Below are 24728 nucleotides of genomic sequence, written 5' to 3' on the forward strand. Positions count from 1 at the left end.
TCGCAATTATGCTTACAACCGAAATTCCGAAAATGGAAACCCAAATGACGAAGTACCGATGGCGTATTGTAGCTCTCTTGTTTTTTGCCACTACGATCAATTATCTGGACCGACAGGTTCTGGGCTTATTAAAACCAGCACTTGAAGCTGATTTTGCCTGGACGGAGAAGGATTTTAGTCATATTGTAATGGCTTTTCAGGCTGCCTATGCGGTTTCACTTATTGGTTTTGGGGCTATTATTGATAAAATCGGTACCAAACTTGGTTATATTATTTCGGTTATAGTATGGAGTATAGCGGCCATTTTACACGCTGCCGCTACCGGGACAATGAGTTTTGGGTTTATGCGTGCCTTACTTGGATTGGGAGAAGCGGGGAATTTCCCGGTCGCGATCAAGGCAACGGCAGAATGGTTCCCCAAAAAAGAAAGGGCACTGGCAACGGGTATTTTTAATTCAGGAGCTAACATTGGAGCTGTTGTCGCACCCATCATGGTTCCTTGGTTATTGGGATCATATGGCTGGCAGGAAGCGTTTTTGATCACCGGAGCACTTGGTTTTGTGTGGTTAATTTTCTGGTTTATTTATTATGAAGTTCCGGCAAAACAAACCAGGATCAACCAGGCTGAATTTGAATATATTCATAGCGATAACGAACCGGACACCAGCAAGGAAGCTCCCGTAAAATGGCTTGATCTTTTCAAAGTGCGCCAGACCTGGGCTTTTGTTTTTGGTAAAATGCTGACGGATCCAATCTGGTGGTTTTTCCTTTATTGGCTTCCTTCTTATTTTGCAGAGGCATTCAAATTAAACCTATCCAAGCCAAGTCTGGAACTGGTAATTGTTTATACTGCAACAACCATTGGAAGCATCGGCGGTGGTTACCTGTCAGGAGCATTGATTAAAAAAGGCTGGCCCATTTTTCGTGCGCGAAAAACTTCTATGCTGATTTTTGCATTTCTGGTTACCCCAATTATGCTGGCTCAATATACAACCAATATATGGCAGGCAGTATTTCTGATTAGTTTGGCTGCGGCCGCTCATCAGGCCTGGAGTGCTAATATTTTCACAACAGCTTCTGATATGTTTCCTAAAAAAGCAGTGAGTTCTGTGGTTGGTATCGGTGGAATGGCCGGATCAGTAGGCGGGATACTTTTTCCGCTTATGGTAGGTATTATTCTCGACAATTATAAAACGGCAGGAAATATTGGTGCCGGTTATAATATTATTTTCATAATTTGCGGTTTTGCATATCTGCTTGCCTGGACTGTAATGCACTTTTTTGCACCAAAAATGGAACAGGTTAACATTTAGTATAGCTCTAAGCAAACGCCTTTCATTCCTGAGTTTAAAAACATTTTAACGAATTATTTTTTTGTGAAATTATGAAAAAAACATTTTTTGTTGCTGCATTTTTCTTGTTTTCAACTCTGATCACATTTGCACAAAGTGCTGATGAAAAAGCGGTTGGCCAAGCGATTGAGAAATTAAGAAAAGCAATTGTAGATGCAGATGGGGCAACTTTAACCAAATTAACATCTCCGTCATTGTCTTACGGACATTCAAGTGGCCTTTTGGAAGATCAAAAAGAATTCGTTCGCGCCATTACCAGTGGAGAATCACATTTCACACGTATTGAACTTTCAGATCAGACAATCTCAATTTCAGGTGATGTTGCCATTGTTCGTCACAAATTAATGGGTGATACGCATAATAAAGGTAAAGAACCGGCCGCAGTGAAGCTGGGCGTATTTTATGTTTGGCAAAAAATGAAGGGGAACTGGATTTTACTTGGAAGACAGGCGTTTAAGTTGTCATAATTTATCCAGATCGTTGGGCAATTCGTCCTCGTTGGGGCATCAGTAGGGGCAATCCCTTGTGGTTGCCCTGGTTCCAGTATCCAAAAAATTATTATTAGCAGTTGGGGAAATCCCTCGTGGTTGCCTTGGTTCCAGTATCCAAAAAATTATTAGCAGTAGGGGCAATCCCTCGTGGTTGCCCTGGTTCCAGTATCCAAAAAATTATTATTAGCAATTGGGGCAATCCCTTGTGGTTGCCCTGGTTCCAGTATCCATAAGGTTATTTCGGTATACGTATTATCCAATTCAATATCTTTAGGGGATTGAGAGATTTGGGCGACCACAAGGGTCGCCCCTACCTGAATCTATCTTCATTCCATCTTTTTGGATTTTCAATGATGTAATTGGCTATGTTATTTAATGCAATTTCGTTTCGGATTATATGTTCGTAATAATTACGCTGCCATAATCTTTTATTAAATTTTGGCCAGTTAGCGGTTTTCACACCATGAATGTACTTTACGGTCGTGATGGATTTAAAAGCGGAAATGATGTCTCCTATCGTTGGGGCAGTCACTTGGGTATCCGCTGAGGTATCCGTTGGGGTGATCCCTTGTGGTCGCCCTGGCCCTTTCTCTTCGAAATTGTGGTTGCTTGTAGGAATATCCGGAGAATTCCGGGCGACCACAAGGGTCGCCCCTACCAATTCCAAAATCGCATGAAAATGGTTTGGCATTATGACAAAATCGTGCAGGCGGATATTAAGAAAACGATCAGACAGATTCATCCATTCCTGTTCAATCAGTTTTCCAGCTTCATTTAGAATTAATTCACTATTAATTATTTCGCCAAAGAAATATTCACGATCCTGGCAACAACAGGTTACAAAGTATAATCCTTCCTGGGAATAGTCGTACGTGTCTAGTCGTATTGACCTGCGGTGATGAATTTTTGGATCGTAGTAACTCATACATTTCACAAATTTGAAACAGTAAAAGTTACTGACGCAGATTTGTCAAAAAGTAATGACTTTCTGATTTAAACACTTAACAGTTATACTCAATAAACCTCTTCAAAAATCTATTTTTCATCATACACTTTCAACGCTCCCTTGTAAAATCCTGTCAGCTGTTTACCGGCGAGATCTTCTTTACAATCGAACGTGATGGTGTAATCATTCCCATCTTTTTTTACGATAACTTTCCCTGACATAATTTCGTGGAATTCACCTTGTGAAGTGGAGTAATTGGCGTTAAAAACGGTGTAGGAGTTATTAAACGTCTTTTCTTTATAAGTGAAATATGGGTCGAATGTATATTCGCCATCACCTAATATGGTAGAAGTGGGACTGAATATTTCAAAATACACCGTATGGCCTATACCAGATGTTGAATCAATTTTCCCTCCGCTTTCGTGAATTTTTATACCAGAGGAGTAAAGGAATAAAACCTGTGCATTTACTTGACTTGATGATAATTGACCAAAGTACAGAATAAGACCGCTGGATAATTCAAACTCAGTACCATCATAAGTAACGATATTTTTAGGAACTATCTCATCGTCTTTTTTACATCCAAAAAAGATAAAACAGACAAGGACAAGCAGATAAAATGATTTAGTAAAGTGCAACATAGCGTAATGTGGGTTAGAGATGAGTAATGTCAAGCGTACTGTTTAGTATATATAAGAATAGAATTCTTTTAGTACTTCACTCAATCATCTTCTAACATTCTGCTTCTAATCCGGAGCTCTTTCCCAATGTATGGAGATGTAAAAAGGCATTCGGATTGTAATAATTCTAACAATCTGAATGCCTGGAAAATATTTGAAATATATGTTAATGAGCCATAAATTATACTAATATACTCATTTACAAAATCTTAATATTAAAACTTATAAGATAATATAGTTAATGTGAAGGCCTGTCTGGGGCGGGAGCCGAAGCATGGTAGTCATTCTGAATAATTTCGGCATATTTATCCAAAAGCTCAATCACCTTATCTCTTTGTTTTGAACGGACCACCAAACCAACATGATATTCTTCATCCATTCTCCAAACAATTTCCGGATCATTAAAAACCGACATATCCGGCCATTGCTGACGGGTAAGTGATATGATAATTCCTGAATATTCTTTCCGAACCGGTGGCAATTTGAAACTTTCGCCATTTGCTTCAGCTGTTTCCATCTTCGCCCATTCTTTCCATAAATTGATGCCGGAAGAAGCCTCAACCATTTCGGATAAATGCGCGCCTCCGACACGGGAAGAAGTTTCTAAAAAATAATATTTCCCGTCATCTTTTGAGCGGATCACCTCTGTATGTGAGGCGCTGTGTCTCAATCCAAAAGCTTTCAAAACATCAATAGAAATCGTTTCCAGTGCGTGTGCTTCTGAGGAATCAAAAGGAACTGTGACCGATCTGAAGATTCCGCCACCATGCGCTACGTCAAACGGAGGAGCCAGATATTTACTGTTCCATGAAAAAATCACCCGCCCATTCATCGACAGAGAATCAACATGATAGACATCCCCCGGTTTGAATTGTTCCACCAGATAGGCATGACGCTTATCACCAAGCTCATGAATTGTCTCCCACAATTCTTCGCGGTTATGCATTTTTTTAATACCCGTAGCCGAAGCTTCTGAACGAGGTTTGATCATCCAGGGACCCGGATGTTCGTCTATAAAACGGTTGATAATATCATCATTAAAAAGCGCACAAAAACCCGGGACCAAAATTCCTGACTCCAACGCCTTGGTACGCATGGCCAGTTTGTCACGGAAATATTTCCCGGTGGTTTGTCCCATACCCGGAATCCTGAAATATTCACGGATCAGAGATGCTTTTTCTACATCAAAATCATCAAGCGCCACTACGCGATCAACCATTCGGCTGCGCATGACATACGCAAGGCCGGTGACGACCTCGTCCATATTATATGTTTTATCTTCTCCTTCTTCTATGTAAAAAAACTCGTCGACCGATTCACGCGCCCAAGGTTTTTGATCCAGTTTTTTAGCCGTCAATAAGTAAACCGTATTACCTGCATTTTTGCAGGCTCTCAGAAAATCATTCCCTTTGAAATAAGTGGAAATACATAGAAAAGTTAAAGGACGCGCCATAAAAGTAGATTAATGTGATAGGTATGTATGCCAAATTTTCCAGCTCCGGAAACTTTGCATGAAAAACTTCCTTTCTCAAATCTAACAAAAACAAGCTACTAATCAAGTAAAGCCGCAGTTAAATTTACGTCATTTTAAAATTTAGAATAATAGTCTGAAATAATTGAAATTAAAGCAAGCCATTATTTATTTTTAACCAAACGTGTATTACAAGGCTGATAAATAATTTCTTAATAAACGGATACCAAACGCTGTTCCGGCTCTTCCCGGAGCAAATTCTGCTTCGCCAAAAGCCATTCCGGCAATGTCCAGATGCGCCCATTCAAGATGCTCATCTGTAAAGACTTCCAGAAATTTCGCAGCTACGATAGCACCAGCCAATGGTTTTCCATGATAGTTTTTCAGGTCAGCAATGTCCGAAGAAATCTCTTCCTTATATTCATCCCAAATCGGTAAACGCCACAAACGCTCACCTGTTTTTTCTCCTGATTTTATCAAATCGGCAGCCAGATTATCACTTGAACTAAAAAGTCCTGCTGCCTCATAACCAAGCGTTTGAATGACACTTCCCGTCAAAGTCGCAAGGTCAATGACTACATCCGGCTTAAATTCTCTTACGGCATAACTAATTCCATCCGCCAAAATCAACCTTCCTTCCGCATCCGTATCAATCACTTCAATTGTTTTTCCTGCGTAGGAATTTATTACATCACCCGGTTTCATGGAGGAGCCGTCTGTGGAATTTTCGGTGGATGGAATTATGCCGATAATCCTGACAGGTAATTTCAATTGTGCGGCCAGTTCAACCATTCCCAGCACGGCCGCCGCACCGCCCATGTCACTTTTCATCAAGTGCATACTGGCAGAAGGTTTGATGGAAATACCTCCGGTATCAAAAGTGACACCTTTTCCAACCAGCGCAATTGTTTTTTGATAAGATTCCGGTTTATATTCGCTGACGATCATAACCGGCGGAACATCACTTCCTTTACTGACCGAAAGCAACGCTTCCATGCCAAGTTCTTCCAGTTTATCTTTATCAAAAACGGTAACCTTGTATCCGTTCTTCTCACCGGACTCAATGGCCCAGTCACCCAATATTTCCGGGGATTTGTAATTTGAAGGGGCATTCATCAAATCCATGATTCGGATTTGGGTCAACGCCGTTTTATGTGCAAGATTTATGGCTGTTTCATTTTCCTCAGAAACTTCATCAACCAAAATGAAAAGTTTGCCAGTTTCTTCAAAAAAGTTACTGAAAACTTTCGGCTCTGATTTGTAAAGCTGAATGTTATACCCGCCTAAAATTAAACCGTTGACAGCGGCTTCAATCCAGTCTGCGGATTTACCTTTTGCATCCAGAACGATCTGTTCCGGCCAGCGGTCTTTACGTTTAAAGAAGAGCGAACGGAAGATTTTCAGGATGGCAGGAATTTTCGGAGTTTTCCCCAGACCTAACCAGATTTCACTTTCCAAAGGCCACCAGATTTCTCCTTTCTCAGCCTTAAAAACCTGCTGATTTTCCGGCTCTGAACCGGACTCGAAAGTGCGAAGTAGAAGTATGTTGGCTTGTGCTTCTATGGTTTGTATCAAATGCATATCAATTCAATTTGTAGTTTGGCATTAATTCAAAGCTAAGCATAGTCCTGGCTTAATTTAAATTTCATGAAAATTTATTGAAACAAACAGGAGAGTACGGGAATGTAAGCAAACTTTAAAAGATCACATTTGTGATTAGAAATAATACCATTTTTGACTAATAACCAAGAAAATATATGTGTGCAAAATGTCTATCAAAACAATTTATATACCAGGGAATTATTCTTTCCTCATTATTGGCCGGGTACGCACAAAATGCTGTTGCTCAAAGAAATGAAACAAAGGCGAATGATTCCAATACACCATTACACTTATTACAGCCGGATTATCCGGTGCCTTATGGTTTGGTGAAAAAAGAAAGTATCGTCAATGATTTAAATCGTATTCATGCATATTTAGACAAGGTCACGCCTACTGCTTTTGTTGATACAAAAACAGGAAAAACAGTTACAGATCTTACCAAAATCGATCAGAATACAGCGTTGCAAAAAGGTGATTACCGGATTGTGAGTTATGAATGGGGCGTTACCTATTCTTCTATGCTACTGGCGAGCCAGGTTACCGGCGATCCAAAATTTAAAGAATATGCGGATAAGCGACTTCAATTTATTGCAGAATCTGTTCCTTATTTCAAAAAGACAAGTGCAGAACACGCCGATTGGGGTACAGCCGGACCGCTGCGGGGATTAGTAAATCCACATGCGCTGGACGATTGCGGTGCCATGTGTGCGGCGATGATCAAAGCAACCAGAGCCGGAACAACGGGAGATTTCCGTCCGTTGATCGATAGCCATATTGATTATATTTTAAACAAAGAACACAAGTTGAAAGATGGTTCGTTGGCCAGAAACAGACCTCAGCCAAATACGATCTGGCTTGACGATTTATTCATGGCGGTACCGGCTTTGGCACAAATGGGAAAATTGACAGGAAATAAGAAATATTATGATGAAGCCGTAAAACAGGTTTTGCAAATCTCCGGCAGAATGTTTGACAAAAGCAAAGGTGTATATATGCATGGCTGGGTAGAAGGCATGACCGAACATCCGGAATTTCACTGGGCCCGTGCAAATGGCTGGGCGATTCTGACAAAAGTGGAGTTGCTGGATGTACTGCCTGCAAACCATCCCGGACGGCCAAAAATTCTTGAACTATTAAAAGCACATGTCCGCGGCCTGGCTTCTTACCAATCCGGTTCAGGTTTCTGGCATCAATTGCTGGACAGAAATGATTCATATCTGGAAACTTCCGCAACTGCGATTTATGCTTATGCCTTTGCAAAAGCAATCAACAATGGCTGGATCGACGGCCTTACTTATGCGCCGATGACACTTTTGGCATGGAACGCCGTTTCCACAAAAATTAATAAAGAAGGGCAAGTGGAAGGCACCTGCGTTGGAACCGGAATGGGATTTGACCCTGCATTTTATTACCACCGCCCCATCAGTCCCTTTGCAGCACACGGTTATGGCCCCGTAATCATGGCCGGCGCAGAAGTGATTACATTATTGACCAATAAGGCATTTGAAATCAATGACAGTTCTCTTCAATTGTTACAGAAAAAATGAATTCGTGTAACCTATAAAGAGCCAAAAAGGGAGCCAGACGCAAAATCTGGCTCCCAGTATATCAGAATATTCTAAAAAATATCTCGGCAAATCATTAACCCTTAACAATTAATCGCACCGGCGACCCGGCCTTAATAATTATTATTCAACTCCGCCTTTCCGCGTAGGGCTCTTAACCGCTGGCCAGACACCAGGCTCACCTTTTGCATTAGAAGGAAGGACACTTTTTTCGCGGGAAGTTCTAGCAGGATCTTCACTGGCCTGATAAGCCATAATGGCTGCTAAAATTGCATTGCTGCGGACATCATCAAAAACGATTTTGTCATAAGTATCACGGTTGGTATGCCATGTGTAATTTCCGTAAGACCAGTTTAAAGAGCTCAAAGAAAACGCAGGAGCACCAGCTGCCACAAACGAAGCAAAGTCAGATCCGCCAGCGCCCGGGGCACCAGGAAATTTCGTTTCAATCGGAGCTTTGATTGCATCCGGAACCTTCGACAACCAGCGTGTCAGATAATCATAAGCATTCAAAAATCCTTGTCCTGATAAATTGACAACACGGCCCGTTCCATTATCCTGATTGAAAACCGCCTGAATGTTTTTAACAATTTCAGGGTGATCTTCAACAAAAGCGCGGGAACCATTCAAACCTTGTTCTTCACTTCCCCAATGCCCAACCAGAATCGTTCTTTTTGGATTTGGATATACTTTTTTCAAAATACGCATGGCTTCCATCATCGTCAAAGTTCCGGTTCCATTATCTGTTGCGCCGGTACCGCCATCCCATGAATCAAAATGCGCGGAAAGTATTACATATTCTTCCGGATTTGTGCTTCCTTTGATTTCGGCAATGGTGTTGAAAGTTGGTACCAAACCGTTTTCCTTTGAATCAGCCTTTACACTGATTTTTGGTGTATGACCAGATTCTGCCAGACGATATAACAAACTATAATCTTCCAGGGCGATATCCACCGTTGGAATCTTCTTGGTTGATGCACCAAAGATTTTATTAACCCCAAATCCTTTTGACCATAATGACCCAACAACGCCTGCTGCGCCGGCTTTTTCCAAAGCTGCCGGAAGTGTACGTCCATTATATCCGGTTTTGGCAATACGTTTTGTCCAGGCTTCCGTCTGTGCATCACGTTCTTTTTTCATTTTGTCAAAAGATTCCTTGGTTGCAAATTCCTGCCAGTTATAGTCGGGACGGCCTGTGGGCTGCAACATACTTGTCATCACAAATTTGCCTTTAACAGAAGGAAGCCATTTTGCAAAAGCAACAGAATCAGCCAGATCCGGAATTATGATAACCTCAGCAGTTACCGTTTTCCCTCCTGTCGAAGGGCTCCATGCCAGCTGCGTTCCTTCCAGAGATTTCACTCTCGGGTAAACCATATCAATGTGCGAAGCGCCCCGCTCCCAGCCTCTCCATTCTCCCCATTTTTCATTTTTCGCAGAAATGCTCCATTCTTTGTATTTCGCTACTGCCCAGTCGTTTGCCTGCTGCATTTGTGGCGAGCCGACGAGGCGTGGCCCAATCACGTCCATTAATTCGTGCGCCAGTTTTTCCAGCTGCGAATTTTCTGTCGCTTCTTTTACAATGCCTTCCACAACAGGATCTTTTGTTTGCGCCTGTGTTAATGTGGAGGTGATCAATAGTAACCCCAGTGAAAGCCCGGATAGTTTTTTCATTCTTTTATGATCTTTTGGTTTTGGTTTATGTTTCTAAATTATGAATATTGTTTCAACAACCAATTGATTCCCCGAATGTTACTTTTTCGTCATTGAATAACCTTATTCTTGCTGTAAAGTTGGAGTGAAAATATCCGAATTTTCCTACCACGCAGCTCATCAAAAAGTGATAGAAAATTTTTCTGCCCTTCTGCTTTAATTTAACAATGCGCGTGTTGCCACAAAAAAGGAGAATCTCTCGTATTCCTATTTATCATAAACCAAAGATTTTCCTATGAAAGAGCAAATCAGGACATTATTGGCAACGAATTCCGGCCTGCCGTTTCAATCTATCACAGACGATGCCAATCTTTCACGTGATCTGGGACTTGACAGCCTCGATACCGTTGATTTAATTTTACAGATGGAAGATCAATTTAAAGTTTCTATTCCTGATGAAGATTATCCCAAGCTGCAAACGGTGAAGGAAATCAGTGAATATCTGCAAAATAAAATGGCTGTTATTGCTTAATATAATTGAGGCTTATCCTGAATCGGGTAAGCCTTTTTTCGAAAATTTCGGTGGTTTTTCCCAGAAAAAGCTCCAAAGTATTTAATCCCTTTTTACAAATTTTGTACTAGCCAGATGGCTTAGCCGTCACCTGTTTATTGCATGAATTCAGTACTTCCAGGTCCAACTCCGTCAGGAGTTTCCTTATCCTTAAATCATCTTATTAATTGCGATAACACAGATAATTCCAGGAGGCTCCGAAAGGAGCCAGGAAAGATCTCTTGTTCCCGTTTTCTATAAACAGGAGGCTCCAAAGGAGCCATTAAGATGTTTAATTTGGTTAATGTTTATAAATCAGTCTTGAAAGAATTCCAATTCCAATCCATAAATTTAAAAGTTGCAAGACGTCTTAGCCGTCACCTGTTTATAGCATGAATTCAGTACTTCCCAGGTCCAACTCCGTCAGGAGTTTCCTTGAATCATTTTATCAATTGCGATAACACAGAAATTCCAGGAGGCTCCGAAGGAGCCGGGAAAGATAAACTGTTGCCGTTTCTATAAACAGGAGGCTCCAAAGGAGCCATTAAGAAGTTTAATTTGGTTAATGCTGATAATGCAGGCTTGAAAGAATTCAAATTCCAATCCATAAATTTCGAAGTTTCAAGACGGCTTAGCCGTCACCTGTTTATAGCATGAATTCAGTACTTCCCAGGTCCAACTCCGTCAGGAGTTTCCTTGAATCATTTTATTAATTGCGATAACACAGAAATTCCAGGAGGCTCCGAAGGAGCCGGGAAAGATAAACTGTTGCCGTTTCTATAAACAGGAGGCTCCAAAGGAGCCATTAAGAAGTTTAATTTGGTTAATGTTGATAATGCAGGCTTGAAAGAATTCAAATTCCAATCCATAAATTTCGAAGTTTCAAGACGGCTTAGCCGTCACCTGTTTATAGCGGGAATTTTGGGCTTATCTAAGTCCAACTCCGTCAGGAGTTTCCTTATCCTAAAATCATCTTATTAATTGCGATAACACAGATAATTCCAGGGGTCTCCGAAGGAGCCAGGAAATATATCCTGTTGCCGCTTTTCTATAAACGGGAGGCTCCGATGGAGCCAGAGAAAATATATCCCTTTACCGTTTTCTATAAGCTGGACGCGGAGCCAGATAGAATTGAATGCAATAAAACCCTTATTTCAAATAACGCCTCTTAAACTCAGAAGGATTTTCACCTTCCACTTTTTTAAACAACTTATTAAAATAAGATAAACTCTCAAAACCAACTGCAAAACATGTTTCTGAGACCGTTTTGTCCTGTAATAAATAATTCTTCGCCTGATTGATACGATACTGATTAACAAAATCCGTAAAAGTCATTTTTACATTTTTCCTGAAAAATCTGCAAAAAGCAGCGGTGGTAAGATTAACCTGCTCTGCAATAAAATTCACATCCGGTTTTTGATCAAAATGTGTTTCAACATATTTATAAATTGAATCCATCCGTAACTGTTCTTTTTGCAGCGATTTATTTCCAGCTGGTGTATTATTTAAAACGCTTACCTGATTAGACGTTGCCAATATTCTTAAAATTTGCAGAAGCGAAATCAGCTGATCAAAGTGATCAAGATCAGGCAAAACTTTTAATCTCTCTCCAACAATTTGTTTCGTTTCCCCCGAAAAGGATAGTCCAAAATGAGATTGATCAAACAGTTTTTTAATCGCCGCAAATTCTGGAATTTCCAGAAAATCTTTTCCCAGGAAATTTTCCTTCATTTGAATAATCACCTGCTCGCATGAAGTTCTTACGCCGTAATCAAAATTCAAATGAGGAATATTTGGTCCGATGAAAACAAGGTCGCTTCCTTCATAAATCGAAGTATGATCTCCGACATGCCGTGTCCCGCTGGTTCCTTCCACATAAACAATTTCATACTCAGGATGAAAATGCCAGAGAAAAGTATCATTCAGGCCGGGTGTTAGCAGGACTTTAAATGAACTTCCCTGATCGGGCGCGATTTCCTCTCGAACAATTTTCATTTTGCTGTTGGCTTTTAGCAGTTAGTATAGCCAGAATTGTCTTTTTTGAGAATGCCAGGCTGTCTAATAAATATTTCGTCTCTTTTTTGCCAATTCCGGATTAAAATTTACCAAAAATATCAATAGAGAGCAAATAGTGGATATTGGAGCGGTGGATATGACGACTCCTTATAAAGTAACTTTATCCTATTAAATCACACAAAAATATCATTAACAATGGACCATAAAATCATGGCACCAACGATGGTGCCCAATAACACCCATAAAGATATTCCGGGAAATCCATCCACTGCGAAATCAAGCAATGTCAAACTGAACGACCGGAGTAATGGAAAACCACTTGGTTTATTGACCGAGGAGGACTGGCAATTCTGGATCACGAATGGCTACATTGTGATCAAAGATGCCGTTCCAAAAGAACAGGTTAAAAAGCTGGCAGATTTTCTTTGGGAATTTGAGGAAAAAGATCCGAATGATCCGGAAACCTGGTATGCGCCGCCACGTGCAGAAATGAAAATGAAAGAATTAACTAATACCGGAATGGTTGAAGTTTATAACCATCAGTATATGTGGGACAACCGTCAGTTTCCAAAAGTGCACCAGGCGTTCACTGATATTTGGGGAACGGAAAAGTTATGGGTCACAATTGACCGTGCCAATTTGAATGTCCCATTGCGGCCGGGCTTTGACTACAAAGGTTTTATTCATTGGGATTATGATCCGGAAACAAAACCGCAAAATGTTCAGGGTGTTTTGGCTTTGGCGGATCAGGATGATGAAAATATGGGTGGCTTTCAATGTATTCCTGAATTGTTCAGAACCTATGGCACCTGGAAATTGACACAACCCGAAGACCGCAATCATTTCCAACCGGATACTACTGGTTTTGAATTGGTTAAAGTAAAAATGAACGCGGGAGATCTGTTGATTTTCAATAGTTCCCAGCCCCATGGAATTCGTGCAAACCGAAGTAAAGACAAAGTTCGCCTTGCTCAATACATTGCAATGATGCCTGCGCAGGAAGAAAATGAAGAATTACGTCAATGGCGGATTAATTCGTGGAAAGAAAGACAAGCACCGGAAGGTTATGCTTTTCCGGGCGATCCCAGAAATTGGGAAAAAACAAAATATGGAACCGCTGAGCTATCCGAATTGGGGAAGAAATTGTTGGGGTTGGAAAAGTGGTGATTAGTATTGCAGAATGGACCTGTAATTTTTGTTACCAAGGTCTTGACTCACAGTCTCAAACTCGATCTAATTTTTCAAAATTCCGATGAAAGTTAAATACGATAAAGAAACTGATATCCTTTATATCAAACTGAGCGACCTTGCGATTGCGGAATCCGATGTTGACAAAAAAGGCGTAATCCTGGATTATACGGCGGATGGACAATTAGCTGGTATAGAAATACTGGATGCATCAAAGTCCACTATACAGCCATCGAAACTGGAATTCGAATCTGTATAATACGATTACATTTTCTGTAATCCCTTCACAGGATACTTAAAATCAAATTTCAGTCACAAATAGTTAATCTACATTGGGAATTATTTATTCCTGTGGCCGTTCTTTATATATACTATTGATCAAGAAAAAACATCAGGATGTCAGATATAAAGCTGGTTGCAACAGATATGGACGGTACGCTTCTCAATTCGAAACATGAGTTAAGTGATTCTTTTTTGCCGGTATTCAGAAAGTTAAAAGAGCAGGGAATTATTTTTGTCGCAGCAAGTGGCAGGCAATATTACAATCTTTTAAAAACGTTGGATGAGATAAAGGACGAGGTCATTTTTGCTGCTGAAAACGGAAGTTATGTCGTTTATCAAAATGAAGAAATCCATGTGCAGGATATGGATCATCAGATTGTAAAGGAGCTGATCATAAAATCCAGAAGTATTGGCGGAACTTATGCCGTGATTTGTGGGAAGAAAAAAGCTTATGTAGAAAGCAATGAACCGGAATTTATTGATCACCTGAAATTGTATTTTGAAAGATATGAAGTTGTTGACGATTTGTTAAACGTCGAAGATGATCAATTTCTGAAATTTACTTTATGTGATCTGGCTGGTTCAGAAGGCAATAGTTATCCGCATTACAAATATTTGCAGGATGCCTATCAGGTAAAAGTTTCCGGACCAATATGGCTTGATATTTCTCATAAACAAGCTAACAAGGGGAAAGCCATGGAGGTTTTGCAGGCAAAATTTGGCGTAACTTTTGAAGAAACCATGGTCTTTGGCGATTATTTTAATGATCTGGAAATGCTTCAAAAAGGCTACTACTCCTACGCAATGGCCAACGCGCATCCGGATATCAAAAGCGTAGCAAGATTCATAGCCAAAAGTAATGATGAAAATGGCGTAGTTGAAGTGCTCTCTGCCTTGGTTAACCACACCATTACGACAGAATAATAAGATAATTTAATAGAAATCCGTCGGATTCAGCAATGTTTTAATTTAGATCAGTTGCTGAATCCTACGGATTTTATATAATTATTAAATCAGCTCGGATTCATAGCTGCCAGAGCATCCGCCGGGGATGTATGGAATAATTCGAATATCTGTGCTGTTCTGCCCACATGAATTTCATATGTATCACTTTCCAATGCCTGCACCAGATCTTCGGCAACCTGCACTGGTGATATTCCATTCGCTCCTCCAATTTCCTGAGAAAAATCTGTATTTACTAAAGGAGGCATTAATTCAAAAACTTTAATGCTTGTTGATTTTGCCAAAGCGATGCGCAGCGACTGACTATAAGAATGCAGAGCGGCTTTACTCGCTCCGTAAGTAGCCATCACATGATTTGGCACAAAAGCCACAATGCTCGAAACATTTACAATCGCAGATTCTTTCTGTGCACCTAGCAGGGATAGCAGTTTTTCATTGATCCGAAGAATTGAAAGATAGTTGGTCAGCATTTCCTCGCCTGCCTTTTGAAAGATACCTACTTCTTCTGTCAGCCTGGAAAGATGTGCTTTTCCAGCGTTGTTAATCACAATATTAAGTGTTGGAAAATCCTTTGTCAATATCTCAATCAGCTGATCTACCTCATCTTCTTTTGTAACGTCATAAGCATAACCTATCACGCCCGGCAGTTTGGAAAGAGCGCTATCCAATCGTGTTTTGTCCCTTCCGGTTATAATTACTTGATTTCCTTTTTCTGACAACAGTTTTGCAATTGCAAAACCAATTCCTGCACTTCCGCCAGTGATTAGAACTGTATTATTTATCGTTTTAATTTTATTTAATTTAAGTTATATACTGATCGGTATATGTAAGTTTAAAAAATAATGTTACTTCTGATGATCTAAACCATACACATCAGGAATAACGATGTAAAAATATACCGATTGGTATTATAATGCAAATTTTATCGAGAAAATATTTTAACTTTCTGTTAATGAAATACAAATAATTAATCTGGCCGTACCCATGGTGATCTTCGACATATAGAAATGGCCTGATTCTTTCAAACCAGGCCACCTATTTTATTCCTCAAAGCTAATTTCTTATTTGGCACTTACACGCCAGATCGTGCCACCGGAATCATCATTTACTAATAATGAGCCATCTCCCAAAACAGCAATCCCGACGGGACGGCCATAAACTTTATCTTCATTTTCAATAAAACCAGTTAAAAAATCTTCCGGTTTTCCTGATGGTTTTCCATTTTTAAATGGAACGAAAAGAACTTTGTATCCTGAGATTTTTGACCTGTTCCAAGAACCGTGCTGACCAACAAATGCACCATTATGATACTTTGAAGGGAATTCTGTTTTGTTATAAAATGCAAGCCCTAATGACGCCGTGTGAGAACCCAGCGGAACATCAGGCACAATCGCCTTGGCAACCAGGTCTTTTCCTTCACCTTTCATTCTTGGATCCGGGTGATTTCCGAAATAGGAATACGGCCATCCGTAAAATCCGCCTTCTTTTACACTCGTTAAATAATCCGGAACAAGTTCATCACCCAGTTCATCACGCTCATTCACAGCTGTCCAAAGCGCGTTAGTCCCGGGGGCCCAACCCATTCCAACGGGATTTCTCAAACCACTTGCAAATACTTTTTCGCCCGTTCCATCCGGATTAATCTGTAAAATATTAGCACGACGTTTCTCATTGTCCATACCATGTTCTGCAACATTACTGCCAGAACCAACTGATACATAAATTTTTGAGCCATCCGCACTCGCTAATAAATTTCTGGTCCAGTGGTTATTATACCCACCCGCAGGCAATTCAAGAATTTTTTCCCCTTTTCCGGTAATTTTTGTATCACCTGTTTTATATGGATAACGTGTTACCCCATCCGTGTTTCCAACATAGAAATAGTTTTTAAGGATCAGCATACCCAGCGGCTGTTTCAACTTTTCCATGAAAACCTCCTTTATTTCAGGTACACCATCTTTATTTACATCACGAAGTAATGTAATCCTGTCGGCACTTTTTTTGGTTGCCGACTCAGCTACAAAAACATCTCCATTGGGTGCTACGTAAGACCAGCGTGGATTATCAAGTTTGTCGGCATATTTTGTTACAACAAAACCTTCCGGAGCCTTTGGCATTTGCCCATCTTTCCAACCTTCAACGTCCGGTCGTTTTTCCGAAGATTTGGTTGCAAAAGGTGCAGGCAAATTCAGGCTGTCCACAGCCGTTTGCACTTCTGTCTGAACAGTATCAGCACCGGATTCAGCAACTTGCTTTTCCTCTTTTTTACTGTTATTACAGCTGAACAGTGTAATACCTGCAAGCGTGCAGAGCGTCATAAAGTGAATCTTTTTCATAAGTTGATGATATGTCTTAAAAACAAAAGCATCAGCCATGCTTATGACCGATGCCATGATACATTAAATAATAATGCCAACGGATTCTTATCAAATCAACTCATTAATTTTCCTTTTAAAACAGGTCTCGTGTCTTTGGTTTTCCCCAAAATTGCCAGACTTCTTAAAAATTCCGTCTCAATTCCCCCTTCCTCAAACCTGCATTTAACAACTTCATAATGCGCGGATTCGATAAAACGCCAGGTCATTTCGAAAGTCTTGTCATCTGTCCACGCCCCGCTAGCGGCAATTTTAGTTTTTGTTTCACCCGGAATAACCGTTGCAGTAAGTTTTAAAGGAACAATATTCAGGTCGGTTATACCGATTTTCCACTTATTAATTCCACAACTAATTACATGTTCACCCTGCGCGTCTTTCATTTTAAAATCGCACCCACCTTCTTTAAAAGTTAGTGAAACTGCGCTAACCGCCAGAGAATTTTCCCCGATACTAAAACTTTTACCACTAACAGTACTGACCAGCTGTGAAGTTGTTTTCCCCTTTTCCAACGGAACTGCCAATGTCGATAATTTTTGTTTTAACTGGCCTGATGCCAGCTTGTCAGCTGCTGTTGCAGTGCTTTTAATTGCAGGTAAAATATGATTCCAAACCTGATCCAGGATTCCCTGCATATCCGAAGTCTCACTGGTGATTGCCACCACAAGATCTTCTTTTGGTATAACAATACAATATTGCCCATATGCACCATCGCCACGATATGCATCATGCCTGCAACGCCAGAATTGATATCCATAACCTTGCAACCAGTCATTTTCTTCTTTTTTCCTTGATCCGCCTTTTGATTGAACCTCAAAACTGGTTGCGTCCTTTATCCAGTTTTCGGCAATAATACGTTTCCCGTTCCACATACCTTTTTGTAAATACAGCTGCCCAAATTTGGCGATGTCCTCGGTTTTCAAACGTAAACCCCATCCGCCGGTATTGATACCGTTAGGATCTACCTCCCAGTCTGCGCCTTCAATGTTTAATGGTTTAAATAGTCGGGGCGTTAAATAGGCCAAAACTGTTTGTCCCGTCAATTTCTGGACGATCGCGGATAACATATAAGTCGCGCCGCTGTTGTAAACAAAAAACGATCCCGGCTCGTGGTCTACGGGTAGCGAAAGGAAACTTTTCACCCAATTTGTATCCTTTCCGTTTCTCAGAGAAGGTGTACTATCGGTATCATGGCCGGTTGACATGGTCAATAAATCTTTCACACGCATCGCAGCCAGATTTGCACTGATCGTAGCCGGAACGTCCTTTGGAAAGAAAGAAACCACTTTATCTTCCACTTTTAATTTTCCTTCGGCAACCGCTAAACCCACGGCTGTGGAAGTAAAACTTTTACTCAGCGAATAAAGTGTATGCTTTAAATCCGGCGCATAAGGTCCCCACCAGCCTTCGGCTACCACATTTCCGTGGCGCACAACCATGATACTATGCAAATTGAGCTTATCTGTTTCAACCGCATTTACAAAATCAAGTATCCCCGAAGAAGCGATGCCCTGTGTTTCCGGCAAACTTCTTGGCAATTGTAATCCCGGAACTTTTGCAGCCCAGGATGCCGTCGGAAGCTGACTGATCAGCCCAACTGCAAGAGCGCCAAAACCTAATTTTTCTAAGAACTCTCTTCGATCTAGTACCATGATTGCAGGGAAATAAAGTCTGTTTGATATATTTATTCAATAGTAAAATGTCAGATAGAAACGATGATTTTCCTGGTATGGAAAGATGATAGCTGGCTTATTGGTATATTTACACCGGCCTTTGGCACCTTTTATCTTAACATTACAAAATCATATGTCTTTCAAAACGCTCGGCTTATCCGAACCTTTATTAAAAACCATAGCAGAACAAAATTATACTCAACCGTATCCGATTCAGCAGGAAGCAATTCCGGCGATTCTGGCGGGAAAAGATATTTTGGGAATCGCTAAGACAGGTTCAGGAAAAACCGCAAGTTTTGTTTTGCCGATTCTTGAAATGTTTCAGACCAAAAGTGCTCCGAAAAACCGTTTTATAACCGCCCTGGTTTTGGTACCAACCAGAGAACTTGCTGTTCAGATTGGCGTCGTTTTTCAGACATTTGGAGAAAAAATGCCTAGAAAAGTAAAGTCTCTTGCGATTTACGGAGGTGTTTCTATCAATCCGCAAATGATGGCTTTGCAAGGTGTTGAGATATTGATCGCCACGCCGGGAAGATTACTGGATTTGTTATCGTCAAAAGCACTGAACATTACGGAAACGGAAATTCTGGTTTTGGATGAAGCTGATAAAATGCTGAATCTGGGATTTGCGGATGAAATGAAGGACATCTTTTTTCTGCTGCCTAAAAAACGCCAGAGCATCTTGTTCTCTGCAACTCTGGGGGATGAAGTTGAAAAAATCCACAAAAGTATACTAAGAAATCCGGTTACGATAGAAATTGAAGAGGAAGAACAAAACCTCGATCTGATCAAACAAAGCGGTTATTTTGTTGATCCTGAAAGAAAAGGACCATTGCTTCGCTACCTGATCAAAACGGGTGAAATGAAACAGGTTCTCGTTTTTGTTTCTTCAACGAGAACAGCGGATAATCTTGTTGATAAATTATCAAAAAACGGCATACAGGCGGCAGCAATGCATAGCAAAAAAAGCCAGGGAGCAAGAACGGAAGTTTTAAATAAATTTAAATCCGGAAAACTGACGGTGATGGTCGCTACGGATCTGGTTTCCAGAGGTATTGATATTCAGTTTTTGCCTTACGTGATCAACTTTGAATTACCCCGTTCACCGAAAGATTATATCCACCGGATTGGCCGCACAGGCCGTGCCGAAGCAACGGGAGAAGCCATTTCCCTGATCATTCCCGAAGATGCACATCATTGGAAAATCATCCAGAAAAAGATGGGAAAACGGGTTGAAATGACTGAAACTTTTGATCTGGATTTGATGGGGTTTTAATTGGGCTGTCGGCGGTCGGCTTTCGGCTGTCAGATTTGAGTTATGACAACTTTTTCTTGTGACAACGATTTTTGACAACTGAAAGCCAATACAGGAGAGCGCAGGAAGGTTTGCGAAATTGCTACCCTAATTTTACGTCCGGACAAAAATTATTGTCCTTCAATTTAATTTTCAATTATGGAAAGGCGTGAAGTTCTGGGAATATTACTTGCAGGATCTGCATTATCAAATGTCTGGGCAACAGATACTGATTCATCCAAAATTGATAAAAAAGAACTTCTCAAATCGCTTCGTCTTGCGAATGACTATTTTGTAAAAAAGTGGCCGGACACTGGCAAATCCATCATCACAAACCGTGAAAGGCCAAGTAATATCTGGACACGTGCTGTCTATTATGAAGGGTTGATGGCACTTTACCAAATTGATCCACAAAAAAATTACTATGATTACGCCGTTTCCTGGGGTGAAAATCACAAATGGGGATTGAGAAATGGTATTCAAACCAGAAATGGCGATGACCAATGCTGCGGCCAGACTTATATTGATCTTTACCTGATTGATAAAAAAGAAGAGCGGATTAAAGATATTAAAGCTTCTATTGATTTGATGGTTGATTCTGAAAAGGTCAGCGACTGGACGTGGATCGACGCGTTACAAATGGCTATGCCCGTTTTTGCCAAACTTGGTGTTATAAGATGACCGCTATTTAGAAAAAATGTATGCGCTATACACACATACAAAAACCAAAGAAGGCGGTTCCGGCTTGTATAATCCTGATGAAAAACTGTGGTGGCGGGATAAGGATTTTTTGCCTCCATACAAAATCCCCGCGGGCAAAAATTGTTACTGGTCGCGTGGAAATGGCTGGATTATCGCTGCGCTTGTCCGCGTACTGGACATTATGCCAATAAACGCTCCTCATCGCGCCGAATATGAGAAAATGCTTTTAGAAATGTTGGCTGCTCTGGCGCCTTTGCAACGTACAGACGGTTATTGGAATGTAAGTTTAACCGATCCAACGGACTTCGGCGGCAAAGAATTAACAGGTACTGCGCTGTTTATTTATGGAATGGCATGGGCAATTAATAATGGTTTAGTCAAAAATAAAACATACAATTCCACTATCGTAAAAGCCTGGAATGCGCTTCAGACAGAATCATTACATCAGGACGGTTTCCTGGGTTTTGTACAGGGTACCGGCAAAGAACCCAAAGACGGGCAACCTGTTAACTACACCAGCATACCAGATTTCGAGGATTACGGATTAGGATGCTTTTTGCTTGCGGGAAGCGAGATCTACAAAATGAAATAATTAAAGTGATCCGCGGCGGATCATGAAAAATGGATTTTTCACTTTGGTCTGTTCTTTGTTCAAGATCAAAGCAGCAGCCGTGCGGCCCATATTTTCAAAATCAGTTGTGACCACGGTAATGCCCAGTAACTCTTTCAATGTAGTCTCATTAAAGGAAATCAAGCCTATTTCCCTTCCCATTTCATAAGTCGACTGCCTTGTCTTTTTTACGAGTTCAGCAAGATCATTTTCCTCAACCACGATATAGGCAGTTCCGCGTGAAAGATTTTCGTTATGAATATCTTCAAGGATATCATATTCCTTGTTGTAATTAATACAATAATTCCGAAAGCCTGTGATAATTTCCTTTGGATAATTCCCGTCAAACGGAAATACCAAAACCAGCCGCTGATACTTTTCCATCAGATCATTGGCACTCTCCAGTGCGCCAAAAATATCTTTATCAAAACTTTGATGAATGCTCGATACCGGCTTGTTTAACTCAGGAATTTCACGATCGAGCAATACCAACTGTGAAGATGGAATTGTTTTTAAGATGCTTACATAATCCTCTTCCTCAGTTTGATCAAAATGAGGCATTATCACATAATGGTTATAATTACCGAGATTTTTATCAATAATCTCGCGGAAACGTTTTACGCTGTAATGATGAATTTCCAGATCCACAATGGCATTGTCTCCCAAAGCCCTGATGAAAGAATAATAAATTATTTTCTTGTAAGAACTCAGTTTGTTAAAAACTAACAAAATCTTTTCTTTCTTTTCCTGACTGGATTGCACATAATAACCTTTCCCCTGTACGGAAGTAATATATCCTGTATTCCGTAGTTCACGGTAAGCTTTCTCGACTGTATCCCGCGCCAGTAAATATTCTACACTTAGTTCACTGATGGATGGAAGCTGTGTGCCCTTTTTTAAAATACCACGTTCAATATCACTTTTGACAGACTTCACGATCTGCTTGTATTTTGGCATTTTATCTTCCGGATCAAATTGCATTTGAAAGCCGTTTTCACGGTCATCAAAATAAACATCTTTGAAAACAAAACGCTGGGTTACCAGGTTAGCACGGGCCGTGTTATATCCTGTCATTTTTTTACTGTTTATTTAAAATTACTAATAAGGCGGCAACTCATATTCTTGTCAAAACATGATCGACACTGTATATTAGTCAATAAATAACCTGTAAAATGCAATTAAGGTAAGTATTTTAATGCAAACGTTATCGGGAACGTTGCCAAAAGTTTTTTAGGAAAAGTAGCTTCTTCCTTATCTTAAAATGGACAAACAAAATCCTTCACCGGTAAAATTTTTCCGGCTTCTATATTAATTAAGATTTGTAGGTTATTTTTTGCGGGAAGTGTTCATCGTCAGGCGCACACCCAGACTAATGTTAACAAATTCTCTATCCACACCACTATTGACGTTGAACATAGCAACCGAGGGCGTATAGCTCACATAACCCTTCACATTTTTACCTCCACCGCTAAACCGGAAAGTTGGCTCCCAATATACTGATAACTCATTGAGCGTATTTTGCAGGTTTCTCAAATAATATTCATCCCGATCCATGCCGTCAACTAAATTGGAATAACCAAGTGAGTGGCGAGCTCCGGAAAACCGCGAACCAATACTGAACTCCAGATTTTTGTTCGGATGTGTAAAACTCAGAGAGGGCTGAATAAAATATTTATCAAGATGAATCTGCGCAGTCTGATCTATTGTATAAAATACCTTATAGTCACCTTTTCCTGCACCTGCATACACTTCAAAAACCCAGTTTGTATTTTCTTCCAGTTTGGTAAAATAGCCAAGTGCAGCTTCCAAATACTGACTACGCGATTCCCTTCTCTTAACGTAGGCCGATTCTTTTGTACTTATACTGCTGGTTAATGCTCCATTGACCATGATGCCAACATGATTCAAAGGCGCATAAGCCAATTGTACATCAGCTCCTCTCATGACCAGACCGCCACCTAAACCTGCGTCCAGTCTGATGTCATTTTTTTCTCTGATATTTGGAATATTGCCTTTATTGGGCGAGTAATAATAAGGAGAACAGCTGCACAACATCACAGTTGCACAGGCGGTTAGGGCAGAAATTATTTTCATGGCTATTGTTTATATCAAATGAGAGATTGGCTTTCTGTCATTCGAATATAAACAATGTGTAACCAAATTATACCAAAATTTATCGAAATTATTTCATTTCCTGACAGTAGCCAGTTTTTTGATATCGCTTTTGGTTCCCAGCCAAAATGCAATTTTTTGCCTGTTCCAGGTATAGGAAACAGCAACGGAATCTCCCCAGCTGATAATCGCAGGATAGGAGAATTCATCTGTCTTTTTTCCTGTTTCAATATCGATTTTTTCAGGCCATGTTTTGCCATTATCAAACGATAAAGCAAGTGATAATGGCGAACGAGAACCCCAATCTTTTGCATCAGGATTGTAAGCCAGTACAAGGGTTCCGTCTTGTACTTTCGTCACATCAATACCACTATTGGGGTTAGGAAGTTTTGAGCTGGCAATGGTAGACCAGGTTTTTCCATAATCTTCCGAATCACTACGACCGATGATTCCACCGGTCGTACGGACCAGCATGTGTACTTTCCCCGGTTGAGTTTCCCAAAGCGTTGGCTGGATCGCCCCTTTTCCTTTTATTTCAGTGGTATCGATTTTTAAGTGCGGAGAAGCAATCCAGGTTTTACCTTTGTCTTCACTTCTGTCCACAAAAACTTCCCAGCGTTTATATTCATTGGAAGCTCCTGCCAGCCAGGTCCCGTTTGAAAGTTCGATCAATTTATCTTTAACCGGCCCTCTTCCGCCTTTATCACCCGGAACAAGTTCATAGGCTTCCGACCAGGTTTTCCCGCCATCAGCTGATTTTTTCACCCAGGTTTCCCAGTAAGGGATTGTTTTTCCAACTTTGAAATACAGGTAAATGGTACCATCCGGCGCATTCTGCAAAACCGGATTCCAATGTGCATCTTCTCTTATTTTCGCCACCTCAACAGGCGCGCTCCATTGACCGGGACGACCTTTGGAAAGCCAGATTCCAACATCAGGATTTTTTTCCTCCGTACCGCCAAACCACGCCACCAGAAACTGTCCGTCTTTAAGCCTTACCAGAGTTGAAGCATGACATTGTGGAAATGGACGGTTATCGCCAAAAACGAAATCTTTGACTGGTGTAACATTTGCGGAAGAAGTTTCCTGTTGGGTAGTACAGGCTACAAACAAAGCGATTGTAAAAAGCGAAGCGGCAAAAAAACGATAGTGTAAAATCATATTTAAAAATAAAATCGAAAATCAGGTAAGTAGTCTCGTTTGAAG

General features: G+C 40.6%; 20 protein-coding genes and 1 pseudogene. 9 read left to right on the plus strand and 12 right to left on the minus strand.

The genetic code is table 11. The features are described from left to right. The first annotated feature begins 44 nt into the window (after positions 1-44). Positions 45-1313 carry an MFS transporter gene (locus LXL81_RS23900; protein WP_234649611.1) on the plus strand — a complete coding sequence of 423 codons (1269 nt, stop codon included), beginning with the start codon at positions 45-47 and terminating at the stop codon, positions 1311-1313. 71 nt (positions 1314-1384) lie between these two features. Then, positions 1385-1819, plus strand: coding sequence for a nuclear transport factor 2 family protein (locus LXL81_RS23905; RefSeq protein ID WP_234649613.1), 435 nt, complete (start codon positions 1385-1387; stop codon positions 1817-1819). Positions 1820-2153: 334 nt separating this feature from the next. Here the strand turns inward: LXL81_RS23905 and LXL81_RS23910 are convergent, their stop codons facing one another. From LXL81_RS23910 to LXL81_RS23925, 4 genes are all read right to left on the minus strand, one after another. Continuing rightward, the gene (locus LXL81_RS23910) at positions 2154-2768 is read right to left on the minus strand and encodes a transposase (protein ID WP_234649615.1); all 615 of its coding nucleotides are present in this window, start codon (positions 2766-2768) and stop codon (positions 2154-2156) included. Between the two features lie 110 nt (positions 2769-2878). Further along, positions 2879-3430, minus strand: a complete 552-nt coding sequence (locus LXL81_RS23915) for a hypothetical protein (protein WP_234649617.1) — start codon at positions 3428-3430, stop codon at positions 2879-2881. 277 nt (positions 3431-3707) lie between these two features. Continuing rightward, entirely contained in the window at positions 3708-4922 is a 1215-nt protein-coding gene (locus LXL81_RS23920) for an acetyl-CoA carboxylase biotin carboxylase subunit family protein (protein ID WP_234649619.1), read from the minus strand. Between the two features lie 207 nt (positions 4923-5129). After that, positions 5130-6521: a M17 family metallopeptidase gene (locus tag LXL81_RS23925; protein ID WP_234649621.1), complete on the minus strand. Its 1392-nt coding sequence runs from the start codon at positions 6519-6521 to the stop codon at positions 5130-5132. A 176-nt stretch (positions 6522-6697) separates the two neighbouring features. On the opposite strand from LXL81_RS23925, the gene LXL81_RS23930 reads away from it, so the two are divergent. Continuing rightward, positions 6698-8089 (plus strand): glycoside hydrolase family 105 protein, encoded by a 1392-nt coding sequence (locus tag LXL81_RS23930; protein WP_234649624.1) that lies wholly within the window; start codon positions 6698-6700, stop codon positions 8087-8089. Between the two features lie 141 nt (positions 8090-8230). Here the strand turns inward: LXL81_RS23930 and LXL81_RS23935 are convergent, their stop codons facing one another. Beyond that, entirely contained in the window at positions 8231-9781 is a 1551-nt protein-coding gene (locus tag LXL81_RS23935) for a M20/M25/M40 family metallo-hydrolase (protein WP_234649626.1), read from the minus strand. Positions 9782-10055: 274 nt separating this feature from the next. Here LXL81_RS23935 and LXL81_RS23940 point away from each other — a divergent pair, with 274 nt between their 5' ends. Beyond that, positions 10056-10292: an acyl carrier protein gene (locus tag LXL81_RS23940; RefSeq protein ID WP_194118821.1), complete on the plus strand. Its 237-nt coding sequence runs from the start codon at positions 10056-10058 to the stop codon at positions 10290-10292. A 1167-nt stretch (positions 10293-11459) separates the two neighbouring features. On the opposite strand, the gene LXL81_RS23945 is transcribed toward LXL81_RS23940, so the two are convergent. Continuing rightward, complete coding sequence (locus tag LXL81_RS23945; RefSeq protein WP_234649628.1) at positions 11460-12305, minus strand: AraC family transcriptional regulator; 846 nt, start codon at positions 12303-12305, stop codon at positions 11460-11462. A gap of 216 nt (positions 12306-12521) precedes the next feature. Between LXL81_RS23945 and LXL81_RS23950 the strand changes: the two genes are divergently transcribed. From LXL81_RS23950 to LXL81_RS23960, 3 genes are all read left to right on the plus strand, one after another. Continuing rightward, positions 12522-13493, plus strand: coding sequence for a phytanoyl-CoA dioxygenase family protein (locus LXL81_RS23950; protein ID WP_234649630.1), 972 nt, complete (start codon positions 12522-12524; stop codon positions 13491-13493). A gap of 85 nt (positions 13494-13578) precedes the next feature. Further along, positions 13579-13773 carry a DUF2283 domain-containing protein gene (locus LXL81_RS23955; RefSeq protein WP_234649632.1) on the plus strand — a complete coding sequence of 65 codons (195 nt, stop codon included), beginning with the start codon at positions 13579-13581 and terminating at the stop codon, positions 13771-13773. A 137-nt stretch (positions 13774-13910) separates the two neighbouring features. Beyond that, the gene (locus LXL81_RS23960) at positions 13911-14720 is read left to right on the plus strand and encodes an HAD family hydrolase (RefSeq protein WP_234649634.1); all 810 of its coding nucleotides are present in this window, start codon (positions 13911-13913) and stop codon (positions 14718-14720) included. A gap of 89 nt (positions 14721-14809) precedes the next feature. On the opposite strand, the gene LXL81_RS23965 is transcribed toward LXL81_RS23960, so the two are convergent. The 3 genes from LXL81_RS23965 to LXL81_RS23975 form a co-directional block, all read right to left on the minus strand. After that, a complete protein-coding gene (locus LXL81_RS23965) occupies positions 14810-15550 on the minus strand; it encodes an SDR family oxidoreductase (protein WP_234650095.1) in 741 nt (246 codons plus the stop codon). A 270-nt stretch (positions 15551-15820) separates the two neighbouring features. Beyond that, positions 15821-17095, minus strand: coding sequence for a sorbosone dehydrogenase family protein (locus LXL81_RS23970; protein ID WP_234649636.1), 1275 nt, complete (start codon positions 17093-17095; stop codon positions 15821-15823). 95 nt (positions 17096-17190) lie between these two features. After that, a complete protein-coding gene (locus LXL81_RS23975) occupies positions 17191-18783 on the minus strand; it encodes a serine hydrolase (RefSeq protein ID WP_234649637.1) in 1593 nt (530 codons plus the stop codon). A gap of 154 nt (positions 18784-18937) precedes the next feature. Here LXL81_RS23975 and LXL81_RS23980 point away from each other — a divergent pair, with 154 nt between their 5' ends. After that, positions 18938-20080, plus strand: a complete 1143-nt coding sequence (locus LXL81_RS23980) for a DEAD/DEAH box helicase (protein ID WP_234649639.1) — start codon at positions 18938-18940, stop codon at positions 20078-20080. A gap of 177 nt (positions 20081-20257) precedes the next feature. Next, positions 20258-21392: pseudogene (locus tag LXL81_RS23985) on the plus strand (glycoside hydrolase family 88 protein). Here LXL81_RS23985 and LXL81_RS23990 read toward each other — a convergent pair. The 3 genes from LXL81_RS23990 to LXL81_RS24000 form a co-directional block, all read right to left on the minus strand. Beyond that, a complete protein-coding gene (locus tag LXL81_RS23990) occupies positions 21393-22484 on the minus strand; it encodes a GntR family transcriptional regulator (RefSeq protein ID WP_409013961.1) in 1092 nt (363 codons plus the stop codon). A gap of 252 nt (positions 22485-22736) precedes the next feature. After that, the gene (locus LXL81_RS23995) at positions 22737-23504 is read right to left on the minus strand and encodes a hypothetical protein (protein ID WP_234649641.1); all 768 of its coding nucleotides are present in this window, start codon (positions 23502-23504) and stop codon (positions 22737-22739) included. A gap of 93 nt (positions 23505-23597) precedes the next feature. Next, entirely contained in the window at positions 23598-24683 is a 1086-nt protein-coding gene (locus tag LXL81_RS24000) for an exo-alpha-sialidase (protein WP_234649644.1), read from the minus strand. Between the last annotated feature and the right edge of the window lie 45 nt (positions 24684-24728).

The sequence above is a fragment of the Dyadobacter sp. CY356 genome (assembly GCF_021440195.1).
GTDB lineage: Bacteria > Bacteroidota > Bacteroidia > Cytophagales > Spirosomataceae > Dyadobacter.